The sequence below is a fragment of the Xanthomonas sp. NCPPB 1128 genome, from assembly GCF_001043115.1.
GTDB lineage: Bacteria > Pseudomonadota > Gammaproteobacteria > Xanthomonadales > Xanthomonadaceae > Xanthomonas_A.
In genome coordinates this window covers 116,270-139,459 of the sequence record NZ_LFME01000006.1, presented here as the reverse complement: position 1 = coordinate 139,459, position 23,190 = coordinate 116,270, and the positions used below count along the sequence as shown (strand labels likewise).

Sequence of the window (23,190 nt, the reverse complement as noted above, 5' to 3'; positions counted from 1 at the left end):
GCATGTCCGATCGCGCCGACCAGATCCTCAGCCCCAGCCAGCTCAACACGCTGGCCCGCGACCTGCTGGAAAGCGCGTTCCCGCTGGCCTGGGTGGAGGGCGAACTGGGCAACGTCACCCGCCCCTCGTCCGGCCATCTGTACTTCACCTTGAAGGACGCGCGCGCGCAGGTGCGCTGCGCCATGTTCAAACCCAAGAGCCAGTGGCTGCGGTTCGTGCCGCGCGAAGGCCTGCGGGTGCTGGCACGCGGGCGCCTGACCCTGTACGAAGCGCGCGGCGACTACCAGCTGGTACTGGACCATCTGGAGGAAGCCGGCGAAGGCGCGTTGCGCCGCGCGTTCGAGGATCTCAAGGCCAGGCTCGCCGCCGAAGGCCTGTTCGCCAGCGAGCGCAAGCGCGCCCTGCCCGGATTCGTGCGCCGTCTGGCGGTCATCACCTCGCCCAGCGGCGCCGCCGTGCGGGATGTGCTGAGCGTGCTCGGCCGGCGCATGCCGCTGCTGCAGGTGGACATCCTGCCGAGCCTGGTCCAGGGCGACAGCGCGGCGGCACAGATCGCCGCCTTGCTGCGCCAGGCCGACGCCAGCGGCCGCTACGACGCGATCCTGCTGACCCGCGGTGGCGGCTCGCTCGAGGATCTTTGGGCCTTCAACGACGAACAGCTGGCACGCACCATCGCCGCGGCGGTCACCCCGGTGGTGTCGGCGGTCGGCCACGAAACCGACGTGACCCTGGCCGATTTCGCCGCCGACCTGCGCGCGCCCACGCCGTCGGTCGCTGCCGAATTGCTGGTCCCCGACCAACGCGATCTCGGCGCGCGCCTGCATGCCCAGCATGCCGCACTGCTGCGCTGGCAGCAGCACCGGCTACGGCAAGCGCAGCAACGCGCCGACCGCGCCCTGCTGCGCCTGCAGGCGCAGAGTCCGCAGGCGCGCCTGCAGTTGCTGCAGCGCCGCCAGCACGAGCTCGGACGACGGCTGAAGACGGTGTGGCGGCAACAGCAGGAACGCCGCCACGCCCAGTTGCGCCACGCCGCCGCGGTGCTGCGCGCCTCCCAACCGCAGCGTCGGCTGGCGATGCTGCGCGTACGCCTGCTGGCGCTGGGCCGGCGCCCGCAGGCCGCGATGGCACGGCAACTGCAGGCCGACGCGCAGCGCCTGCGCGCGTTGGCGCGCGCCCTGGAGACGGTCAGCCCGCTGGCCACCGTAACGCGCGGCTACAGCATCCTCACCCGCGCCGACGACGGCAGCGTGGTGCGCTCGGCGGCCCAGGTCGCGCCTGGCGATCGGCTGCGCGCACGCCTGGCCGATGGCGAACTGCAGCTGCGTGCCGAGCCCGCAGAGTGATCCCTCCTCCGTATCGCCCTCACCGCCGATGACCGACAGCCTCCACGAAGACAGGATCAAGGCGATCCTGCAGGGCATGCGTCGCGCCGAACGGCGCCGGGCCGAGCGCCGCGCCGACAGCAGCGACCTGCTGTCCCTGATCGACGGCGCCGCCTATGGCGCACCGGAGGACGCGCAGCGCGCGCTCGCCTGGCTGGCGCACGACGGCACGCTGGAGTACCTGAACCACGCCGACCTGCAGGATGTCGGCGACACCATCTGCGTGGCCTGGAACGGCTGCGGCAGCGACCTGGCGACACTGTCGCAGTGGCTGCGGGAGCTGCGCCTCGCCGACGGCCGCAGCGCGCTGAAGGCCCTGCGCGACGGCGACAGCGCGGAACTGCTGGCAGCGGCACTGGCGGCATTCCCCGGCTGACGCCGAGCGGTCACACCGCCGGGCGCACGAATGGCCCGCGAAGCGGCGCGTTGGCGCGCACGAGCGCTGTCAGACAGGCGGCAATGCGCGTCGCTCCGGGGCACCGGCCACTGCTGGCGCGAGGCAGCCGATAGCTCACCCGCACTGCCGAGCGGCGTGCGGGGAATGCGCAGCGACCGCTCGATCTTCCGTCTTTGTTGCCGATGCGGCACTCCGGCGCGCGCAGGACGCGGCGCCGCCGCGTTCAGTCCAGCGGCGCGACCACCAGCAACGGGTCGAGGTCGTACCCCATCGCCACGGCCTTGGCCTTGATCGCCTCGAACACGCTGCGCTGCATGCGCGGCGAGCGCGACAGCACCCACAGGTACTTGCGCCCGGGTTCGCCGATCAACGCCCACTGATAGTCAGGATCGAGCGCGATCACCCAGTAATCGGCCCACACCAACGGTACCCAGCCCAGCCAGTCCGGCGCGAAGCGCACCTGCAGCCGCCCGGGATGGCCTTCCACCCGCCGTGCCACGCCTTCGGCCGCCAGCACGTCGCCGCCGGCAATGCGGCAGGCGTTGCGCACGCCAATCTGGCCGTCGTCGCGCAGCACGTAGGACGCGGTGACGTCGCCGATGCATTTCTTCTGGAAGGAGACCGGCAGATGCGCGATCTCGTGCCACTGCCCGGCATAGCGGCCGAGATCGAACTCGGCGACCGAGGTCACCGGTTGCGCGGCGCGCAGCGGCGATGCGAGGCACAACAGGCACGCCAGCAACAGCAGCGCGATCGGCGAGAAGCGCATGCGCAGGTTCCGATGGACGGGAAGCAGCAGCTTATGCAGGAGCTGCGCAGCGATGTAAAGCGCCGCGCGGAATGCCGGCGGCGATGGCGCGGCCGGTCAGTTGCTCAGATCGGCCATGGAGCGCTGGTCAGGCTGGCCGGCGCATTGCACCGGCTCGCGCAACACCACGCGCTCGACCACGCCATCATGTCGCTGCAGATAGGTATTGACCATCACGCACTCGGAGCCGACCTGCTCGATATAGGGCGCTTCCGCACCCGGACCGCCCCGGTCGCCCGCATGCTCCGCACGGTCGTCAGGGGCCGCCACCGCCGCGCCAGTCATGGCCAGCAGCAGCGCCATGCCACCACATATCCGTCCGACGCCGCTGGTCATTGGCAGGTTCCCCGATTGCCCGTGCCTATGATTACGACAGGCAGCGCCATTGATTGAGCGCAATATCCCGAAAAACCGTGAATTGGGTGAACTTGTCTACGAGCGTGCACACACTTTCTTCACGCGCTCTCGGTACAGAGGCCGTCAAAACAGGCATCGCGCATGCGGAAGTCTGCACAGCGCAGGAGGTCGGCATGGTCTCCGGGCACATGGGGACGACACGACGCGCCTGCCTGTCAGCCTCAGTGGTCCAAGACTGGTGCAAACCGGAAAAAAGAAAGGCTCTACATCGCTGTAGAGCCTTGATAAATATGGTGGCCGAGGACGGAATCGAACCGCCGACACGGGGATTTTCAATCCCCTGCTCTACCAACTGAGCTACTCGGCCACTGCGCAACGCGGCAGGACCGGTGCGAGGACGCGCATCATAGCGAGGTGATCGGAATTGGGCAAGCGCAATGTTGCAGAATTTTCCTACCGACCGCCGCGGCCTGCACCGACGGTGTCCGACCCGGGACGACGCGATGCTGGATGCGTCCCCGGCATCCGGCCGGCGCACGGCAGGGACGCCTTGATGATGGCCGCCGGCCGGATCGCCGTGGACACTGCCCCCACACCGGCCCCTCACGGGAGTCATCGCACCGCAATCCGAACACTTTCGGACACAGGCCGGCCAACGTGACCAATACGCTCGCTGGAACGCCTGTTGCCGCACCAGTGCGGTCAGCTCGCTTGGCGGGGTGACCGGCGCCGGCCATCGGTGGTCAGGCAGCCGGCATTAGCTGCAGCTTCATCGACCATCCAGGCGCAGCAGACCCGTGCTGCTCGACACCCTGCATGCGCGCCAGCCGCTCCGGCGCCGGCTCCAGCTCCAGCCGCAACTGCGATGGCCGCCGTCGCGTCGAGGCTGAGGACAGGAACGATAGCTGATGCAACGGCGCGCTCGCAGGCTGCATTGGATCGGGCGGTCGGCAAACAGTGCTTGCAATTGCGGCAGGCGGCAGGTGACCGCGGCGCACGACACGCGCAAGGATGATGAAGTGCGCCTCCCCTGCATTGGTCGCGACGATGCCTATTCATATCGCCAGCCATGGCGACACCAGCCGCCACCCCGCGGCGCCAGACGCTTGCGCCAGCGCAGCGGGTTCCACCAGCACCGCCACCACGGCAGACAAGGGTGTGGTGTAGTCTTCGCCGGTCTTCCCTTCCGTGGATTCCGCCCATGCGTCACCCGCTCCGCCTCGGCTTGCTCGTGTTGTGCACCGCGCTGCTCGGCGCCTGCAGCGACGGCATGGTGCGGCGCGTGTCCGACCCGGCCGCAAGCGTGCAGCAACTGACGGTCAACATGGACGGCAGTTGGAAGGTGGAACTGCGCCTGCAGAACTACAGCAGCATCCCGATGCGCTACGACACCCTGCGCCTGGATCTGGGCGTGGGGGGCGAAGCCGCCGGCAGCCTGCAGGCGGCCCCTGGAATCTCGATCGGCCCGGAGACGGCGGACGTCGTCAGCGTTGCGCTGCGGCCCAGCTCGAGTGCGCGCATGGCCGTCGCCGACGCCCTGGCCGGCCACCGCAGCCTGGAGTACACCCTCAAGGGCAGCATTGCCGCGACGCCGGAAGAGAAGAAGCAGCGCAGCTTCGACATCGACACCCGCAACATGCTCTCGCCGGCGCCCGGCCTGGACGGCGTGCTGCGTTGACCGTGCGGTGGCGCTGACGCGCCGCTCTGCCCTCCTTTCTTGAACGCACCGTCCCGGCTTCCGGGACGCGTGCGCGCTTGCGCGTCGACCTGCGCTTCACCGGACTCACGCGCGTCCTCGATCCAGTCCCCGGCACGCTGCTCGGCCTGCGCCTTCCGGCATGCACGTGCGTGCGTCCAGCCAATCTTCCGCCGCAGCGCGTTCAGCCGGCGTTACTGCAAAATTAATACACAAATGTATTATTTACATATGTATAAAATCTCGAGCCGAACATGAGCCGTTTCGCCGCCACCGAGCAGCGCCTGGACGTGACCGCCCGCAAGCACCCGCAGTTCCCGCGCGAAGCCGCGCTGGTGCTGCGGCTGATCAAGCTGCTGCACAAGCTGAGCCTGGACCAGAGCAACGAGGTGCTGCGGCCCTACGGCCTGAGCTATGCCGAATACAACGTGCTGATGATGATCGACGCCAGCCCCGACGGGACCTTGAACCCGTCCCAGCTCGGCGACGCGGCCGGCGAGAAGTCGGCCAACATCACCCGCCTGACCAGTCAGTTGGTCGACAAGGGCCTGATCCAGCGCATGCCCAGCGCCGAGGACCGGCGCATGTTGCTGCTGCGCCTGACCGAGGCCGGCGAGCGCCTGATCGAGGCGCTGATCCCCGACCTCTGCGCCCAGCTCGACACCTATGTGCAGCATCTGGATCCGGCGGCTCTGGCGCAGTTGCAGGCGCTGCTGAAAACCCTGCTGCGCGGAGTCGAGGACGCCGCATGAGCACGCCGCAGCCCAACGCCGCCGCAACCGCCGAGCCCGCGCCGGGCCTGCGCACCGTGCTGGCCGACGCGCTGCGCGGCGAAGGCGAAGCCTGGCTGTTCGTGCTGCGCACGCTGCTGTCGATCTATCTGGCCGGCTGGATCGCACTACGCCTGGACCTGGCCTCGCCGATGACCGCGATGATCACCGTGGTGGTGGTGATGCACCGGCAGACCGGCATGGTCTTCGCGAAAGGCTTCTACCGGATCCTGGGTACGCTGATCGGCAGCGTCGCCGCGCTGACCATGGTGGCCCTGTTCCCGCAGGAGCCGGTGCTGTTCGTGCTGGTGCTGTCGCTGTGGATCGGCGCGTGTACCGGCGGCGCGCTGCTGTACCGCAACTTCAAGGCCTATGCCTTCGTGCTGTCCGGCTACACGGTGGCACTGATCGCATTGCCGGCGGTGAACCAGCCACAGAACGTGTTCAACCTGGTGGTGGCGCGGGTGACCGAGGTGGTGCTGGGCCTGCTGGTGACCGGCATCGTCAGCGACGTGGTGTTTCCCAGCCGGCTGCGCCAGACCCTGCGCGACACCGTGCGCCGCGCTTCCGACGGCTTCCTGGACTTCGTCCGCGACGCCACCGGCGGCAAGCTGCCACGGGAGGCGATGGAGCAGGCGCACCTGCGCTTCGTGCGCGACGCGGTGACCATCGAGGACCTGCGCAGTTCGGTGGTGTTCGAGGATCCGGAGGCGCGGGTCCGCAGCGGCCGCCTGCGTCTGCTCAACCAGCGCTTCATGGCGGTGTCAACCAGCTTCCAGGCGCTGCACCACTACATCAACCGGCTGCTGCGCAGCGGCGATGCCGACGTGGCCGAGGCGCTGATCGGCCTGTACCGGCCGCTCAAGGCCGCGCTCAGCGAGCGTAGCGGGCGCGAGGGTGCCGCGGCGACGGCGCGCAAGCTGGCCGTATGCCGCGATGCGCTGGCGACACGGGCGGCCGAGGCGCGTGCGCCACTGGCCGTCCCGCAACACGAGGCGTTCGACACTGGCGTCTCGCTGCTCCGGCGCTTCTTCGCCGACCTGCACGACTACGTCGCCACCGAGGCGACCCTGGTCGCGCCGCAGCAGTGGCGCACGCCGCAGGACCGCGGCGACACCGCGGTGTTCCTGCGCGGCAACGACTACGCCGCGGCGGCGCTGACCGCGCTGCGCAGCGCGCTGCTGGTGGCGGCGATGTGCTGGCTGTGGATCCAGGCCGGCTGGATCAGCGGCGCCACCGCGGTGTTCCAGGCGGTAGCGCTGAGCGCGATCCTGTCGTCCAGCGCCAATGCGCCGGCCGCCGCGCGCTCGCTGTTCAAGGGCTTCGTGTTCGGCATCGTGCTGGGCGTGATCTGCCAGTTGCTGGTGCTGCCGCAAATGGACGGCTACGTCCTGTTCGTCGCCGGCACCCTGCCGTTCCTGCTGGTGACCCTATACCTGGCCTCGAAACCGGCGCTGTACGGCTTCGCCACCGGCGCCAACCTGGCCTTCGTTTCGATCCTGGCGGTACAGCCGACGCCCAGCTTCAACGCCGCGGCCACCTTCAACAGCGTGGTGCCGCTGCTGCTGGGGACGCTGGCGGTCAGCGCGACGTTCGTGTTCGTACCGCCGGTGATCGGCACGCGCTGGCAGCGCCGGCGCCTGCTCGAGCGGTTGCGCCGGCAGACCACGCTGGCGGCGCGTGCGCCGCTGCCGGGGCTGGCGCTGCAACTGGAGAGCGTCAACCGCGACCTGTTCCAGCAGATCGTCGCGCACACCCCGCCGGGCAGCGACGAACTGCGCGACCTGCTCGGCTGGGCGCTGTCGGTGCACGAAACCGGGCGCACCCTGGTCGAGCTGCGCCGCGACGCCGCCGAAGGCACGCTGTCGCCGGCCTTGGCCACCGCGGTGGACGACGCCGTACAGGCGCTGGCTGATCTGTATCTCGACCCCAGCCCGCAACGGCACCGCCACGCCCTGCAGCGGGTGGAGGCAGCGCTGGCCGCCAGCCAGGTGGAAGGCGCGACACCGCTGCGCTGGAAGCCCACCCGCGAACACCTGTTGCTGCTGCGCGGCGCGCTGCTCGACGCCGATTCCGTTCTCGCCGCGCTGGCCGACACGCCTGCGCCGACCACCGCCACGCCAGGAGCCGACGATGCTGCTGCCCGCTGAAGTCTCAATCGCCGGGGTGTACGTGCCCGGCCTGCTGGTGCTGGGCCTGGCCCTGCTGCTGGTGGCCTGGGCGCTGGACGCGGTTGCCGGCCGCGCCGGCCTGTACCGCTATGCCTGGCACCCCTCCCTGTTCCGTCTGGCCATCTACGTCGGCGCGTTCGCCGCGCTTGGCCTGCTCCTTTTGCCGTGAGTCCCGCCATGAAGACCCCTGCCCTGATCCGTTTCGCCCTGACCGCCATCGTGGTGCTGGTCGCCGCCCTGTTGGCGCATGCGCTGTGGCGCCATTACATGCTTTCGCCCTGGACCCGCGATGGCCGCGTGCGCGCCGAGGTGGTGCGCATCGCACCGGACGTGTCCGGCCTGGTCGATGCGGTGGCGGTGCGCGACAACCAGCACGTCAAGCGTGGCGACCTGTTGTTCAGCGTGGACCGCAAGCGCTACGAACTGGCGTTGGAAAAGGCCCGCGCCAACCTTGCGGTCGCGCAGGCGCAGGCGCGTGCGGCCGGCGCCAGCCTGTCGGCGGCGGCGGCCACCCACGCAGCCAGCGAAGCCGAGTTCCAGATGCGCCGTGCCCAGGCCGAACGGCGTGCGCGCGCCGCCGCGGTGATCTCCGCCGAGGCACGCTCGGACGCCGAAGCCACCGCGCGTTCGGCGCAGGCCGACGTGCACCGCAGCGCGGCGCTGCGCGGCCAGGCCACCGCGGCGCAGGCGCAGGCGGTGGCATCGGTGGAACAGGCGCAGGCCGCGCTCGACCTGGCCGAACTGGATCTGCAGCGCACCCAGGTCCGTGCCACCGCCGACGGCTACATCACCAATCTGGAAGTGCGCGTGGGCGACTATGCCCAGGCCGGTAGTGCCCGCCTGGCGCTGGTGCGCGACGATGCGATGTGGGTCTACGGCTACTTCGAGGAAACCAAGCTGCCGCGGGTGCACGTCGGCGACCGCGCCGATATCCGCCTGATGAGCGGCGGCCTGATGCTGCACGGCCAGGTCGAGGGCATCGCCCGCGGCATTTCCGACAGCGACAACCCGACCGGCACCTCGCTGCTGGCCGACGTCAGCCCCACCTTCAACTGGATCCGCCTGGCGCAGCGTGTGCCGGTGCGCATCCGCATTGATCCGGCCAGCGTGCCGCAGGGCACCCTGCTCGCGGCCGGCATGACCGCGACGGTCAGCGTGCATCCGCGGCAGGAGTGATGCGCGCCCATGGAGCCTTTCGTCACCAAGGAAGGCTCACGTGTAGGAGCGGCTTCAGCCGCGACGCGCATTACCGAAAATGCCTGTCGCGGCGGAAGCCACTTCTGCACATCGCACCGACAACTCCGGCGGAGTCGCAGCGAGCGCGCGTTACCGACCGAACGCCTGCCGCGGGACACCGGTACACGGCGCAGGTCTTGCACCTGCGCGCGTGCGTTAGTTGCGTTGACCGCGGCCCTCAGTCCTTGGCCTGCCGATTGACGCCGAGGAAGCGCCCTGCGATCACCGCATAGCCGCTGCGCGACACCGTGCTGCCGGGATCGAAGTAGGCATGCAGGGTCGGCGACAGGTCCTGCGGCCCCTGGGTCACCGCGAAGCGCGCGTTGAGGATGCCGGCATCCAGCGCCAGCTGCACGTAGCCGCGCAGGTTGCTCGGGATCGCCGCCACGTCCTCGATCGGCAGGCGCTGGTTGTTGTAGCTGACCGACAGTGTGCCGTCGAAAGCCAGCGCCTGCGTCTGCAGGCCCAGCGCCTGTACCAGCGAATAGGCCAGCTGCAGCTTGCTGACGGCATCGTTGGGACGGAAATCGCCGGCGACCACCCCCATCACCGCGGCCTGGTTCTGCTGCAGGTCGCGCAGCGCCCCGCCCTTGCCCACCGCCGCCTCGGCGAACGGATAAGCCGGGTCGTTGCGGCTCAATCCGCTGAAACCGGGCGTAGCCGGCAACGCCTGGCGCACCCCGGCGCCCATCACCAGGTAGCGCGCCAGCTCGGCGCGCTTGAGCGGATTCTGCGGGCGGAACAAGCCATCGGCGTAGCCATCCACCAGCCGGTTGGCGACCGCGTATTCCACCGCGCCGCGATCGCGATCGCCGCTGGCGACGTCGTTGAGGCCGGTGTAGCCGCCGCTGAGCAGGAAATCCAGGGTGCCGCGCACCGTGCCTGGGGCCGCCACACCGTTGCTACCCTTGGGTGCCACCGGCACGCCGCTGATCGATCCGATGCCGCGCGCGCTGATGGTCCAGGTGCCCGGCTTGCCCGGCGCACCGACACTGACCGTGCTGCCCAGCAGCGGCACCGCCACCGGCGAGCCGTGACTGACACCATCCGGATCGGTCAGCACCAGCGCCTGGGTGTTGGCGTCGATGGTGGCCTTGCCGCTGACCCAGGCGACGTCCTTGCCGACGGTGAACGACTGGGTCTGCGGTGTGCCCACCGGCGAGAACACCACCTCGAACGGCTGGCTGCCGCCTGGCATCACCAACGCATTGCTGTTGAAGGACTGCAGTGCATTGACCGTCTTGCCGAAGCCGCTGCGCTTCTTGCTCGCTTCCAGCAGCGCGGCATAGGCATTCACGTAGCCGGCGCCGGCCTCCCAGTAGGTGCGCCCGGGAATGTTGGTGGCGGTGCGTTCGAGCAGGTCCTTGACCTGGTCCGGGGTCAGGTCCGGGTTCGCCTCCAGCAGCAGGGCGACGATGCCGGCCACGTGCGGGGTGGCCATCGAGGTGCCGCTCATGGTGGTGTAGAACGGCAGCTGGGCCGGCGCGATCAGCTTGCTGTCCTTCTCCGCGGCCAGCGGCGGCAGCGCGCCGGTGGAATCGCGGGTGGAGACGATGTCCACGCCCGGCGCGGTGATCGTCGGCTCGTTCAGATAGGTCCAGGTCTTGCCGTCGGCCATGGTGAAGCTGCCGCTCTCGCCACGCTTGCCGCGCGAGGAGAAGTCGGCCAGCGTGCCGTCCTTCTCGCCGGCAGCCACCGAGATCACCCACGGCGCCTGCGCGTACGGATTGTGCGTGTCTTCGTTGGGGCCGTCGTTGCCGGCGGCGAACACACTGACGATGCCGCGCTTGTACAGTTCGTAGGTGGCAACGTTGACCGGATTCTTCGGATCGAACTTGCCGGACGAGCCCCAGGAGTTGCTGGTGACGCGGATCGGATCCTTGAAGCTGAACTGGTGCGTGGCGGCATAGTCCAGGCCGCCGACTGCGTCCAGGATCAGCAGCACCGCGCCGGATCCGTAGCCGACCAGGCTGGCGCCGGTCGCCACGCCGCGATAGTCGCCGTTGGACTGTGCACCGGTGCCGCCCACCGTGCCCGCGCAATGCGTGCCGTGGCCGGAACCGAGGTCGGTGTTGGGCACGCCTTCGGCATAGGTGATCGGCAACATCGCATCGACGTTGGACAGGTTGGTGGTGCCCAGCACGTTCTGTACGACGCGCGTGCCGTAGGCGAGATCGCGATGGGTGGCATCGATGCCGGAGTCGTTGATCATCACCCCGACGCCGCGGCCGCTGTACGGCAGCGCGCGGCCGAAATCGCCGGGATTGCCCTGTGCGCGGTCCACGCCGGTCAGCGCGCGCGCTTCCTTGTTGAAGTAGCGCAGCGGCGCGTTGTAGTAGATCGAGGCGACGTCGTCGCGCTGCGCCAGCGCCCGGATTTCCGCCGGTGTGGCCAGCGCGCCGGCGATCGGCAGCGTGCGCATGGTGATCCCGCGGGTGATGCCCAGCGCGTGCAGCGCGGTGAGTTGCGAGGCGGAGACCGGCCCGGACTGGTCGTAGGTGATCACGATCTGCAGTGCGTCGCCCGCCGGTGCCGCGGCGAGCTTGGCCTCCAGCAGTTGGTCGAGATGCGCGGCGGCCAGGGCGTCGCCGCCGGCGAACGTGCCCCCGGCAAGGACGGCGCAGATACCGATGGCAAGGACGGGACGGCGAATGGACATGCGGATCTCCGGATCGTCGAAAGCCCGGAACGGGCGGTAGCCGCAGCGTGCCGGCCACGCCGATGCGCAGCCAATCCGGCATCGCACCCAGGCCGGCCAGGTGGAAACACTCAGCCGGACGCGTCCAGAGACCAGGGAATGGGAGCGGCCTGGGGACATAGCGGCGCGCGCAGGCAGCTTCCATGTCCGAGACCGAAACGCTGGCGCACGACGGCCAGCACGCGTCGCACGCTGCCTCGGCGCGAGGCGCATGCCTGCACGTGCTCCGCCTCGGTCCGCACACCGCTTGGCGCACGGCCACCACGCGATGGCGCCGCAGACGCATCGCACCGATGACACCGCCATCTCGGCGACGGCAAGGCCTGCCGTGGCATTCCCTGTTCGCCCAGCCCTCGCTGGCGCAAACCGCCAAGGGCCGGCAGCGACGAGATCCTTCGATGCGGCACACGTCGTCGTTCACGATATCCGGCGTCGTATGCGGCCAACCGCGGCAGGGGCACGCCTTGCCGTCCTACGAACAACGCGTCCGCAGCGACGACAAGGCGGGTTTCAGGCAGCGAAGAGCGCCATGCGAGAAGGACCGGATCCGGCAACGGCGTGCCGGTCCGATGCATTCGGCGCACCATGCGCCGAAACGAGTGCGGGACGTGCGGGGCCCTTCCGATTCCCGGACGCCATTCCGGGAGCGGTGGAACCCCGCACGTCCCGGCACGGGGGGATCGCGGAGGCTGCCGATCCCACTGTCGAACGGCGACAGGGTGATCGAAGGCAACCGCGAAGACAGGCTGACTGCACCGCAGGCACCGGCACCACGGCCGGCGACGCCTACGGCCTCTCGGGCGGACGTCGAGGTCCGCCCGAGACGGGGACTACTTGCTGGCAGCGCGCAGCGCCGAGTAGGCGTTGAGGTAGCCGGCGCCCACTTCCCAGGACGCGCGTCCGGCCATCGGCGTGGCGGTGCGCTCGATCAGGTCCTTGACCTGGTCCGGGGTCAGGTTCGGATTGGCCTCCAGCACCAGCGCCACCACACCCGCCACATGCGGCGTGGCCATCGAGGTGCCGCTCATGGTGGTGTAGAACGGCAGTTGCGCCGGCGCGATCAGCTTTTCGTCCTTCTGCGCCGCCAGCGGCGGCAACAGGCCGGTGGAGGCGCGGGTGGAGATGATGTCCACGCCCGGCGCGGTGATGCTGGGCTCGTTGATGTGGGTCCAGCTCTTGCCGTCGGCGGTAGTGAAGGTATCGCGCTCGCCGGCCTTGCCGCGCGAGGAGAAGTCGGCCAGCGTGCCGTCGACGTTGCCGGCGGCGACCGAGATCACCCACGGTGCCTGCGCGTACGGGTTGTGGGTGTCTTCCTTGGGACCGTCGTTGCCGGCGGCGAACACGCTGACGATGCCGCGCTTGTACAGCTCGTAGGTGGCGACGTTGACCGGGTCGGCCGGGTCGAACTTGCCGGACGTGCCCCAGGAGTTGCTGACGACGCGGATCGGATCCTTGAAGCTGTGCTGGTGCGAGGCCGCGTAGTCCAGGCCGCCCACCGCATCCAGCACCAGCAGCACGCCGCTGGAACCGTAGCCGACCAGGCTGGCGCCGGTGGCCACGCCGCGGTACTTGCCGCCGGATTGTGCGCCGTTGCCGCCGACCGTACCGGCGCAGTGGGTGCCGTGGCCGGAGCCGGCGTCGGTGTTGGGCACGCCTTCGGTGTAGGTGACCGGCAGCATTTTGTTCAGATTGTTGAGATTGGTGTTGGCCAGCACGTTCTGCACCACGCGGTCGCCGTAGGCCAGGTCGCGGTGGGTGGCGTCGATGCCGGAGTCGTTGATCAGCACGCCGACGCCGCGGCCGGTGTACGGCACGGTGCGGCCGAAGTCGCCCGGGTTGCTCTGCGCGCGGTCGACGCCGGTCGCCTGGCGCGCGTCCTGGTTGAAGTAGCGCAGCGGTGCGTTGTAGTAGATCGAGGCGACGTCGTCGCGCTCTGCCAGCGCCAGGATCTCTTCCGGCGTGGCCAGCGCACCGGCGATCGGCAGGGTCTGCATGATGACGCCGCGGTTGATGCCCAGGTCGTGCAAGGCGGTCAGCTGCGCTGCCGAGACCGGCTTGGACTGCTTGTAGGTGATGACGATCTGCAGCTCGTCGGTCAGCGGGGTGTTGACCAGCTTGGACTCCAGCAGGCTGTCCAGATGCGCGGCGGCTTCGGCCTTGCCGCCGGCGAAGACGCCGCTGGCGAGGACGGCGCAAATGCCGATGGCGAGTGCGGGACGACGGATGGGCATCTGGAATCTCCGGTTGGTGGCCCGGGACGGGCGGGTGAATGCAGCCTGACGCGGCGGCGCGGCGGCGCCTATCCGGGATCGCCCCTAGCGCACGTGGGTGGAAACACTCAGGGCCGCGTGCATCGCCCGTACGGAGCGGTATGATCGGGCCGAAGGCAGCTACCGCGCCGTGGTGCCGGGCGGAACGCGGGTGCGGTGCGCGATGCCGGCACATGCAACAGGGGGTTTCAGATGCATACGATGTTCGCAAGGGTTTGCCTGCTGTTCTGCGCCATGGCGGCGTCCGGCGGGCTCGCCGCGCAACCGCTGCCGGTGCAGGTGGACGTGAGCGGCAATGTGGCGACGGCGGCGATCGGTGCCGGTCCGCACCCGCTGGCGGAGCTGACGCTGGAGTTCGACGACGTCACCGACCTCAGCCCGGGCAACCTGGGCCTGAGCGCAGAACTGCTGACCCCGGCCCAGGTCGCCGCCCTGCTGCCACGCCTTCCCAGCACGCAGGCCAGCCAGGTGCCATCGCAGTTGCCGCTGCTGATCACGGTGACGCCGCCGCCGAGCGGCGGCCTGACGTTCCGGCGGGTGGTGCATGTGGAACTGCATACGCATGCCCTGGCCTACACCGCCGACAGCACCCTGCGCCTGTTCAAGGCTCCGGAAGGCGGCGATTTCCGCGACATCACCGACGAGATCGCCCCTGGCAGCGTCCGCGCACGCGGCACCACCGGCGGCTTCTCGCAGTTCATCGTGCTCCACGACCTGCGCCCGACCGCCACCGTGGTGACCGCCAAGCTGAGCCGACTGCAGGCGCTGGTGGCGCAGTTGCCCGCCAATGAGGCGGCGCCGCTGGCGAGCATGCTGAACAGCGTGCAGAGTGCCCTGGCCAACGCCGACTACACTGCCGCCACGGTGGCGCTGGACGGGTTCCGCGAGCAGGTATCGGCGCGGGCCGGCCACGGCATCGCGCAGACCTGGAACGCCGGCATGAGCACGGGCAACCCCGCCGGCGAACTGCTGGCCGGCGCGGCGACCCTGCGCTTCTCCATCGACTACCAACGTCTCTACGCGCCTTGAGCGCTGCGGGACCGGTCACCCGCAGCGCGACGGAGGACGCGCCGCGATGCCCGCGCGCCTGACCGCCTACCTGCCCGACGCACCGGCGCCGACGCTGCTGCTCGCTACCGGGCAGACCCTGGCGATCGGCCGCGCGGCGGACAACACGCTGGCGCTGGAACACCCGTCGGTGTCGCGCTGGCACGCACGGCTGCAGCCGCAGGCCGACGGCCACTGGCAGCTGCACGACCTGGGCAGCAAGAACGGCAGTTTCCGCGACGGGGTGCGCGTGGCCGCGCCGATCGCCCTGGACACGGCGACCTGGCTGCGCTTCGGCGACATCTACGCCGAGTTCGCCCCGCTCAGCGTGGCCGATGCGGAACTGGCCGAACGCCGCCAGCGCGCCCGCTGCGACCGCGCCACCGCGCTGACCCAGGGGCTCGCCCAGGTCGGCGGACTCGACGATCTGCTCGGCGCCAGCCTCGACGCGGTGGTCGAACTGGCCCAGGCCGAGCGTGGCCTGCTGGTCCTCGCCGAACCGCAGGGCCCGCGCATCGCGGCCAGCCACGGCACCGGGCCGCTGCCGCTGCAGCACAGCCTCCCCGGCAGCGAGGGCGCCCTGCACCGCGCCCTGCGCGACGGCCAGGCCACCGTGGCCCACGACGTCGGTGGCGTGCCGTGGCTGGCCGAGCGCGCCTCGGTCTGCGCCGCCGGCCTGCGCACCCTGCTGTGCCTGCCGCTGCGCGACGGCGCCCACGTGCTCGGCGCGATCTATGCGGACAGCCGCCGCGCCGGCAGCGCCATCGGTGCGCTGGACATGCAGTTGCTGGAGGCCTTCTGCGAGCGCGCTGCGCTGTGGATCGCCGCACGCCAGGCGCTGCGCGACACCGGGGCGGAACAGGGTGCTGGGCCGGCATGAGCGACGCGGCCACTGCCACCGGCCTGTACGCGCAGGAGAGCCTGACCCCGGGCGACGTGCTGGCCGGCCGCTTCCGCATCGAGCGTCTGCTCGGCATCGGCGGCATGGGCCTGGTGTACCTGGCCCACGACCAGGCGCTGGGCATCGACGTCGCGGTCAAGCTGCTGCGCCCGGAACTGGCGCAGCGGCCGCAGGCGTTCGCCCGCTTCCGCCAGGAACTGCTGCTGGCGCGGCAGGTGTCCAGCCCGCACGTGGTGCGGATCCACGATCTGGCCGAACACGCCGGGCGCTGGCTGATCAGCATGGACTACGTGGACGGCGAGTCGCTGGAGGCGCGGCTGCAGCGCGAGGAACGGCTGGACGTCGACACCGCCTTGCGCATCGCCGGCGACATCGCCCGCGGCCTGCAGGCGGCGCATGCGCGCGGCGTCGTGCACCGCGACCTCAAGCCGGCCAACATCCTGCTGCAGCGCGGCGGCGATGCGCTGATCAGCGACTTCGGCGTGGCCTGCTCGATGGCCAGCAGCGGTCTCGGCGCGACCCTGGGCAATGTCATCGGTACGCCCGCCTACCTGTCGCCGGAACAGGCGCGCGGCGACGCGCTCGACCCGCGCAGCGACCTCTACGCGCTGGGCCTGATCCTCTACGAAATGCTCGCCGGGCAGGTGCCGTTCGCCGGCGGCACCCTGTCCGAGACCCTGGCCCAGCGCATGCTGCGCGAGCCGCCGCCGGTGGACCGGCTGCGCGCGGACGTGCCGGGCTGGCTGGTGCGGCTGCTGCAGCGGCTGTTGCGCCCGCAGCCGCGCGACCGCTTGCAGCACGCCGGCGAAGTCATCGTGGCGATCGAGCGCCGGCAGCTGCCGCGCGATCGGCGGCGCTGGCGCCGGCTCGGCCTGGGCTTTGCCGCGACGCTCGCCGGTGTTGCCCTGCTTGGCGTCGGTGCCTGGCAGTGGCAGGCGCAACGCGCCAGCGCCCCGCCGCCGGTGGTCGCCGCGCAACCGCTGCCGCGCCTGCTGGTCCTGCCGCTGGCCGGCGACCCGGGCAGCGCCGAGCAACGCCTGGCGCTCGGCACCTGCCTGCGCGGCAGCCTCGGCGAAACGCTGACCGTGGTCGATGACACGCGCACCCGGCAGGCGTTGCGCCAGTACGACCCCACCGGCCAGGCGCCGCTGGACGTGGCGGCGCTGCGCCGGCTCGCTTCGGCGCAGCGCGTGCTGCAGCCGAGCCTGCAACACCAGGGCGCCGGCTGGCGCCTGCAGGCGCTGCTGCACCCTGCCAGCGGCGCGGCGCAACACATCGACGGACCGACCGCCGCCGATCCGGCCGCGGCCTACGCCGCCTGGCTGCCGATCGCGTCCAGGGCGCTGCTCGGCGAAGGCGCCACCCTGCCCGACGACCTGCCCCCGCCCGCCGCGCTGCAGGCGTATGCGCGCGGCCTGGCAGCGCAGCAGCACGACGACAGCGCGCAGGCACTGCAGCAGTTCGCCGAGTCCAGCGCGCAGGCGCCGCAGTCCGCACCGTTGCGCCTGGCCGAGGTGGTCGCGGCGCAAGCCATCGGCGAAGAACAGAAGGCGCGCGAAGCGCTGGATGCGCGCGCGCCCGCGGCGCCGGCGCGGCCGCGCACCCTGGCGCTGCTGGCGGCGCTGCGCCTGGAAGCCGAAGACGATCTCGCCGCTGCCGACCGCGCCTGGCAGGCGTTGGCCACGGCCCGGCCCGACGACAGCGAGGTGCAGCTGCAGGTCGCGCGCATCCAGGCGCAGGCCGGCCACCTGGACGCGGCACGCGATCGCCTGCGCGCGCTGGCGCAGCGCGATCCCGACGACCCGCGGCTGTGGCTGGCGCTGGGCAAGCTGGCGATCCTCAGCGGCAACGCCGCCACCGCGGTGGACGACGACCTGCTGCGCGCGCAACTGCTGTTCCGCCGCGGCCGCGACCTCTATGGCGAAGCGGAGACGGTGAACGCACTGGGCGTGGGCTACGGCCGGCTCGGCCTGGCCCAGCAGGCACAGGCGCAGTACCTGCGCGCGGTGGAACTGCGCCGCCAGGTCGGCAATCGCCGCGGCGTCGCCACCAGCCTGCGCAACCTGGCCGGCACGCTGAGCATCGGCGGCGCCTTCGCCGAGGCCGAACAGAAACTGCAGCAGGCGCAGGCGCTGTACGTCGAACTCGGCGACCGTGACGGCCAGGCCGCCGCCGCCAACGAACTCGGCCTGCTGGCCGAGGAGCGCGGCGACTACCCGCAGGCGCTGCAGGCGTTCCGCGGCGCGCTGACCGCATGGCGCGCGATCGGCGATGCGCACGGCGTCGCCGAGACGCTCAACAACATCGGCTTCGCGCATTTCCAGCTGGGCGACCTGGACAGCGCGCAGGCGTTCTGGGAACAGGCCGCGCGCGCCTATGCCGACCTCAACGACGCCACCGGCCGCGTGCGCACCGCGCAGAACCTCGGCCTGCTGGCCACCGCACGCGGCCACTGGACCCAGGCGCAGACCCTGCTGAGCCAAGCGCTGCGCGAGGCCGAGCGCCACCAGATGCTCGAGGAGGTGGCGGTGAGCCGGCGCAACCTGGCCGAACTGGCGTTCTGGCAAGGCCAGCGCGCGGTGGCGCTGACCGAACTGGACCAGGCGCAACGGCTGTTCCAGCAGAGCCGCGACCAGCGCGGCCAGACCGACATCGCCCTGCTGCGCGCGCAGGTGTGGCTGGCGTTGGGTGACTCGGCGCAGGCGCGGCTGGCGCTGCAGCAGGTGCAGCGGCAAGCGCCCGCCTCGGTGTCCAGCGAACAGCGCGCGAGTGCGGCGCTGCTGCAGGCGCAACTGGCCGAACGCGACGGCGATGACACCGCGGCCGCCGCCGCGCTTCGCCAGGCCGAAGCACTGGCGCGCGCCAGCGGCACTCGCCTGCTGCAACTGCAGGTGCAGGTGCAGGCGGCGCACGACGAACCCGCCCTGGCCGCGCTGGAAACCGACGTCGCCCGCCTGGGCAATGCCGGGCTGCGCCTGCGCTATCTGCAGCAGGCGCTGCGCTACGGCGCGGCCGACCAGGTCGCGGCGCGCTATGCGCAGGTGCAGACCCTGCTGCTGCGCGGCAGCCCGCTGTTCGCCGCGGCCCTGCACACGCAGGCCGCGCAGCGCCTGGACGCGCTCGGCGACCACGCCGCCGCGCAACGCGCCCGCCGCGCCGCGGCGCAGGCCACCGACGGTTCCGCTGTCGCGCGCGCACAGACCACGCCATGAACGACGCCGCCACGACCGCCGCCGAACGCTACCGCCTGCTGCTGCAGCGGCTGGAAGCGAACGAACGCGAGTTCCGCCGCCTCGGCCGCGCCGTGGTCAAGGTGCAGGAGGACGAACGCCGGCGCCTGGCGCGCGAGCTGCACGACGGCGTCGGCCAGAACCTCACCGTGCTCAAGCACCGGCTGGCGCAACTGGGCGCGGCGCTCGGCGCGGCCGACGCCGCGTTGCGCGCGCCGCTCGAGGACGCCATCCAGCTGTGCACGCAGGCGCTGGAAGACACCCGGCAGATGTCGCGCTTGCTGCGCCCGCCGATCCTCGACGACCTGGGACTGGAAGCCGCGCTGGGCTGGCTGGGCCGCAGCCAGTCCGCCGCCGGCGCCACCCCGGTCAGTGTCGAGATCGGCCCGCTGCCAACGCTGGACGAAGCGCTGCAGACCCTGCTGTTCCGCAGCGCGCAGGAAGCGCTGACCAATGCGCTCAAGCACGCCGGCGCGCAGTCGGTGCTGCTGCGGCTGGTGGCCCGCGACGGCTGGGCGCATCTGCAGGTGCTCGACGACGGCCGCGGTTGCGACCCGCAGCAGGCGCTGGTGGCCGGCGGCAGCGGCCTGAGCGGCCTGCGCGAACGCCTGCGCCTGAGCGGCGGCAGCCTGCGCCTGCAATCGTCCCCGGGCGAGGGTTGCTGCGTGCAGATCCGGGTCCCGCTGGAGGCCGATTGAAGGTGATCGCCCTGCCCCGCCCCGACACCCGCGCGGCGCTGCACGCGCCGCGAGATCCCGCCTGTCGGCGCGACGGGAGCGCACCGGCATGAGCGCGCCGATCCGAGTCCTCATCGCCGACGACCACACCCTGGTGCGCGAAAGCCTGGTCGCCGTGCTCGACGCGATCGACGGCATCCAGGTGGTGGTGCAGGCCGCCGACGGCATCGAAGCGCTGGCCAAGGCCGAGGCGACCAGCCCGGACGTGGCGATCGTGGACATCTCGATGCCGCGGCTCAACGGCATCGACGTGGTCCGGCGGCTGTGCGAGACCGTGCCGCTGGCGCGGATCCTGGTGCTGACCATGCACGAGGAACACGAATACGTGCTGCACGCGGTGCGCGCCGGCGCCTCCGGCTATCTGCTCAAGGACAGCGCCAGCGCCGACCTGATCGCCGCGGTGCGCAACCTGCACGCCGGCCGCGGCCACTTCTCGCCGCAGGCCGCACAGGCGCTGGTGGCGCAGATGCAGCAGCCGCAGGCGCTGCCGCCCGATCCCTACCGCAGCCTGACCGCGCGCGAACGCGAGGTGTTCCACCTGATCGTGGAGGGCCGCACCACCAAGGAAATCGCGCGGGTGCTGCAGATCAGCGTCAAGACCGCCGAGAACCACCGCTTCCGTGTGCTCAACAAGCTGGGCATGCGCAATACCGCCGAACTGGTGCGCTACGCGGTCCGCCACGGCCTGCTCGACTGAACGGCACCGCGCACCGGCGGGTTCGGCGCGGCTGCGCATACTCCATACGCCATAGTATCCTGGGCGCCTCGGCCGCACCGCGGCCCTCGTCACGAGCGATCGCATGAGCACCTATCAAGCCCCGTTGACCGATCTCCGCTTCGCGCTGCACGACGTGCTGCAGGTGGAGGCCTTGTTCGCCCGCCTCGGCCATGCCGACGCCAATGCCGAACTGATCGACGCGGTGCTGGAGGAAGCGGCGCGCTTCACCGGCACCGTGCTGGCGCCGCTGAACCGGGTCGGCGACGAGCACGGCTGCACCCTGGACAAGGCCACCGGCGCGGTGACCACCGCGCCCGGCTTCCGCGAGGCCTATCGGCAGTTCGCCGAGGGCGGCTGGACCGGGCTGACCGCCGCCGCCGAGTTCGGCGGCCAGGGCCTGCCGCACACCCTCGGCGTGCCGCTCAACGAAATGGTCAACGCCGCCAACCTGGCCTGGGGCAACTTCCCGCTGCTGTCGCACGGCGCGGTCGAGGCGCTCAAGCAGCACGGCGAGGCCTGGCAGCAGGAGGTGTTCCTGAAGCCGCTGGTGAATGGCCGCTGGACCGGCACCATGTGCCTGACCGAGCCGCACTGCGGCACCGACCTGGGCCTGCTCAAGACCCGCGCCGAGCCCAACGCCGACGGCAGTTGGTCGGTCAGCGGCACCAAGATCTTCATCACCGCCGGCGAGCACGACTTCACCGACAACATCGTGCACCTGGTGCTGGCGCGGCTGCCGGACGCGCCGGCCGGCGCCAAGGGTATCTCGCTGCTGGTGGTGCCGAAGTTCAAGGTCGCCCGCGACGGCAGCGTCGGCGAGCGCAACGCGCTGCGCTGCGGCTCGCTAGAGCACAAGATGGGCATCCACGGCTCGGCCACCTGCGTGATGAACTTCGACGGCGCCGAGGGCTACCTGGTCGGGCAACCGCACAAGGGCCTGCAGGCCATGTTCACCATGATGAACACCGCGCGCCTGGGCGTCGGCCTGCAGGGCATCGGCCTGTCCGAACGCGCCTACCAGAACGCGCTGCATTACGCCCGCGAGCGCCTGCAGTCACGTTCGCTGAGCGGCGCCAAGCTGCCGGAGAAGCCGGCCGACCCGATCCTGGTGCACCCGGACGTGCGCCGCATGCTGCTGACGGTGAAGGCGCTGACCGAAGGCAGCCGCCTGCTGGCGCTGCATGCCGCCACCCTGATCGACATCGCGCACAGCGCGCAGGACCCGGCCGAGCGCGAGCAGGCCGACGTGCTGGTCAGCTTCCTCACCCCGATCTCCAAGGCCTGCCAGACCGAGTGGGCGGTGGAGAACACCTATCACGCGCTGCAGTGCTTCGGCGGCCACGGCTACATCCACGAACACGGCATGGAGCAACTGGCGCGCGACGCGCGCATCACCACCCTGTACGAAGGCACCACCGGCATCCAGGCGCTGGACCTGATCGGTCGCAAGACCGCGTCCAGCCAGGGCGCGGGGCTGAAGCTGTTCCTGGCGCAGATCGAGGCCTTCCTGGCCGAGCACGCCGACAACCCGGCGGTGGCCGAATTCGTCGCGCCGCTGCGCGAGAAGGCCGCCGAGTGGGCGGCGCTGACCAAGCGCATCCTGCAGCGCGCCGCCGGCAATCCCGAGGAACTGGGCGCGGCCAGCTACGACTACGTGTTCTATTCCGGCTACGTGGTGCTTGCCTACTGGTGGGCGCGCAGCGTCGCCGCGGCCGAGGCCTCGGCGCATGGCGAGGCGTTCAAGCAGTCCAAGCGCGAGACCGCGCGCTTCTACTACGCCCGCCTGCTGCCGCGCACGCTGACCCACGCCGCGGCCATCGACAGCGGCGCCGCACCGCTGATGACGCTGGCCGACGCGCAGTTCTGAGTCGCACATCCAGGTCCGGACGCAGCCCCGGCATGGACGCCGTGCCGGGGTTGCACGGCCCGCCGCGGCCGATACACAAACCGTCACCAATCGGGTATAAGCTGTCTTCCCGATGGAGACAGACACAACAACGCTTGGTCTGATCGATACCGGGGCCTGCGGCGCCTCGGCCGCGGTCCCGTCGCCTGCGGCGTCCCCTTCCCACCTGCCTTCGGTCCGGCTGCTGTCGCTGGACGCGCATGGCCGCGTACTGGACTGGATCAACTGGCAGGACGCCGCCTGCCTGTACGCACGCGGCGCGGTGGCCTGGACCCTGGGCGAGCCGTGCCTGCACATCCACGGCGGCATCTGCCGCGCCAGCGGCGAGCGCAGCGTGCTGGAGCTGCATCCGATCATCGCCGCGCGCGGCCACGCGCATGCGCGTGCGCTCGACCCCACCCCGACCCTGACCAACACCGCGCTGTTCGCCCGCGACGCGCAGCTGTGCCTGTACTGCGGCCAGCAGTTCAGCCGCCCGCAACTGACCCGCGACCATGTGCTGCCGGTGTCCAAGGGCGGCCGCGACATCTGGGAGAACGTGGTCACCGCCTGCTTCCACTGCAATTCGCGCAAGGGCAACCGCACCCCGCAGCAGGCGTCGATGCCGCTGCTGGCGGTGCCGTACCGGCCGAGCTGGATCGAGCACCTGATCCTGTCCAACCGCAACATCCTGGCCGACCAGATGTCGTTCCTGAAGGCGCAGTTGCCGAAGCGCTCCAAGCTCTCGTTGTAGCCGCGCGGCCTCACGCCGCCCTCACGCCCGCTGCGACGGATTGCCGCACCCCGGCCGAAACCGGCCATCCACGCGCCCGCGGATGAACGGGTTGATTGCGCGTGCCCGGAATGGAGAGGAAAATGACAGGTCC

General features: G+C 70.9%; 18 protein-coding genes and 1 tRNA gene. 14 read left to right on the top strand and 5 right to left on the bottom strand.

Annotated features, from left to right (window positions below; all coding sequences use genetic code 11):
• Positions 1 to 2 precede the first annotated feature (2 nt).
• Both xseA and ACP93_RS06590 read left to right on the top strand, forming a co-directional pair.
• On the top strand, positions 3 to 1,343 hold the full coding sequence (xseA, locus tag ACP93_RS06595; RefSeq protein ID WP_048489959.1) for an exodeoxyribonuclease VII large subunit: 1,341 nt from the start codon (positions 3 to 5) through the stop codon (positions 1,341 to 1,343).
• A 28-nt stretch (positions 1,344 to 1,371) separates the two neighbouring features.
• Entirely contained in the window at positions 1,372 to 1,758 is a 387-nt protein-coding gene (locus ACP93_RS06590) for a hypothetical protein (RefSeq protein ID WP_048489958.1), read from the top strand.
• Positions 1,759 to 2,002: 244 nt separating this feature from the next.
• Here the strand turns inward: ACP93_RS06590 and ACP93_RS06585 are convergent, their stop codons facing one another.
• From ACP93_RS06585 to ACP93_RS06575, 3 genes are all read right to left on the bottom strand, one after another.
• Positions 2,003 to 2,548, bottom strand: a complete 546-nt coding sequence (locus ACP93_RS06585) for a lipocalin family protein (RefSeq protein ID WP_048489957.1) — start codon at positions 2,546 to 2,548, stop codon at positions 2,003 to 2,005.
• A gap of 96 nt (positions 2,549 to 2,644) precedes the next feature.
• Positions 2,645 to 2,890: a hypothetical protein gene (locus ACP93_RS06580; protein WP_048489956.1), complete on the bottom strand. Its 246-nt coding sequence runs from the start codon at positions 2,888 to 2,890 to the stop codon at positions 2,645 to 2,647.
• A gap of 345 nt (positions 2,891 to 3,235) precedes the next feature.
• Positions 3,236 to 3,311: transfer RNA gene (locus ACP93_RS06575), tRNA-Phe, on the bottom strand.
• An 834-nt stretch (positions 3,312 to 4,145) separates the two neighbouring features.
• Between ACP93_RS06575 and ACP93_RS06565 the strand changes: the two genes are divergently transcribed.
• From ACP93_RS06565 to ACP93_RS06545, 5 genes are all read left to right on the top strand, one after another.
• Positions 4,146 to 4,622: an LEA/WHy family protein gene (locus ACP93_RS06565; RefSeq protein ID WP_048489954.1), complete on the top strand. Its 477-nt coding sequence runs from the start codon at positions 4,146 to 4,148 to the stop codon at positions 4,620 to 4,622.
• Between the two features lie 272 nt (positions 4,623 to 4,894).
• Positions 4,895 to 5,392: a MarR family winged helix-turn-helix transcriptional regulator gene (locus ACP93_RS06560; RefSeq protein ID WP_048489953.1), complete on the top strand. Its 498-nt coding sequence runs from the start codon at positions 4,895 to 4,897 to the stop codon at positions 5,390 to 5,392.
• Entirely contained in the window at positions 5,389 to 7,560 is a 2,172-nt protein-coding gene (locus tag ACP93_RS06555; protein WP_048489952.1) for an FUSC family protein, read from the top strand. Before ACP93_RS06560 ends, ACP93_RS06555 begins: the two co-directional genes overlap by 4 nt.
• A complete protein-coding gene (locus tag ACP93_RS06550) occupies positions 7,544 to 7,750 on the top strand; it encodes a DUF1656 domain-containing protein (RefSeq protein ID WP_048489951.1) in 207 nt (68 codons plus the stop codon). Before ACP93_RS06555 ends, ACP93_RS06550 begins: the two co-directional genes overlap by 17 nt.
• A gap of 8 nt (positions 7,751 to 7,758) precedes the next feature.
• A complete protein-coding gene (locus tag ACP93_RS06545) occupies positions 7,759 to 8,757 on the top strand; it encodes an HlyD family secretion protein (protein WP_048489950.1) in 999 nt (332 codons plus the stop codon).
• Positions 8,758 to 8,995: 238 nt separating this feature from the next.
• Here ACP93_RS06545 and ACP93_RS06540 read toward each other — a convergent pair whose 3' ends face one another.
• The gene (locus ACP93_RS06540; protein ID WP_048489949.1) at positions 8,996 to 11,476 is read right to left on the bottom strand and encodes a S8 family serine peptidase; all 2,481 of its coding nucleotides are present in this window, start codon (positions 11,474 to 11,476) and stop codon (positions 8,996 to 8,998) included.
• Between the two features lie 869 nt (positions 11,477 to 12,345).
• A complete protein-coding gene (locus tag ACP93_RS06535; RefSeq protein WP_048489948.1) occupies positions 12,346 to 13,746 on the bottom strand; it encodes a S8 family serine peptidase in 1,401 nt (466 codons plus the stop codon).
• Positions 13,747 to 13,977: 231 nt separating this feature from the next.
• On the opposite strand from ACP93_RS06535, the gene ACP93_RS06530 reads away from it, so the two are divergent.
• The 7 genes from ACP93_RS06530 to ACP93_RS06500 all read left to right on the top strand — a co-directional run bounded on the left by ACP93_RS06530 (position 13,978) and on the right by ACP93_RS06500 (position 23,057).
• Entirely contained in the window at positions 13,978 to 14,814 is an 837-nt protein-coding gene (locus ACP93_RS06530; RefSeq protein WP_048489947.1) for a DUF6689 family protein, read from the top strand.
• A 46-nt stretch (positions 14,815 to 14,860) separates the two neighbouring features.
• Complete coding sequence (locus tag ACP93_RS06525; RefSeq protein ID WP_053069701.1) at positions 14,861 to 15,712, top strand: FHA domain-containing protein; 852 nt, start codon at positions 14,861 to 14,863, stop codon at positions 15,710 to 15,712.
• Positions 15,709 to 18,945, top strand: a complete 3,237-nt coding sequence (locus ACP93_RS06520; protein ID WP_048489946.1) for a serine/threonine-protein kinase — start codon at positions 15,709 to 15,711, stop codon at positions 18,943 to 18,945. The genes ACP93_RS06525 and ACP93_RS06520 overlap by 4 nt, the downstream gene beginning before the upstream one ends.
• On the top strand, positions 18,942 to 19,661 hold the full coding sequence (locus ACP93_RS06515) for a sensor histidine kinase (RefSeq protein WP_048489945.1): 720 nt from the start codon (positions 18,942 to 18,944) through the stop codon (positions 19,659 to 19,661). The genes ACP93_RS06520 and ACP93_RS06515 overlap by 4 nt, the downstream gene beginning before the upstream one ends.
• A gap of 88 nt (positions 19,662 to 19,749) precedes the next feature.
• Positions 19,750 to 20,397: a response regulator gene (locus ACP93_RS06510; protein ID WP_048489944.1), complete on the top strand. Its 648-nt coding sequence runs from the start codon at positions 19,750 to 19,752 to the stop codon at positions 20,395 to 20,397.
• A gap of 103 nt (positions 20,398 to 20,500) precedes the next feature.
• Positions 20,501 to 22,285, top strand: coding sequence for an acyl-CoA dehydrogenase C-terminal domain-containing protein (locus tag ACP93_RS06505; RefSeq protein ID WP_048489943.1), 1,785 nt, complete (start codon positions 20,501 to 20,503; stop codon positions 22,283 to 22,285).
• A gap of 112 nt (positions 22,286 to 22,397) precedes the next feature.
• The gene (locus ACP93_RS06500) at positions 22,398 to 23,057 is read left to right on the top strand and encodes an HNH endonuclease (protein WP_026143548.1); all 660 of its coding nucleotides are present in this window, start codon (positions 22,398 to 22,400) and stop codon (positions 23,055 to 23,057) included.
• Positions 23,058 to 23,190: the final 133 nt, after the last annotated feature.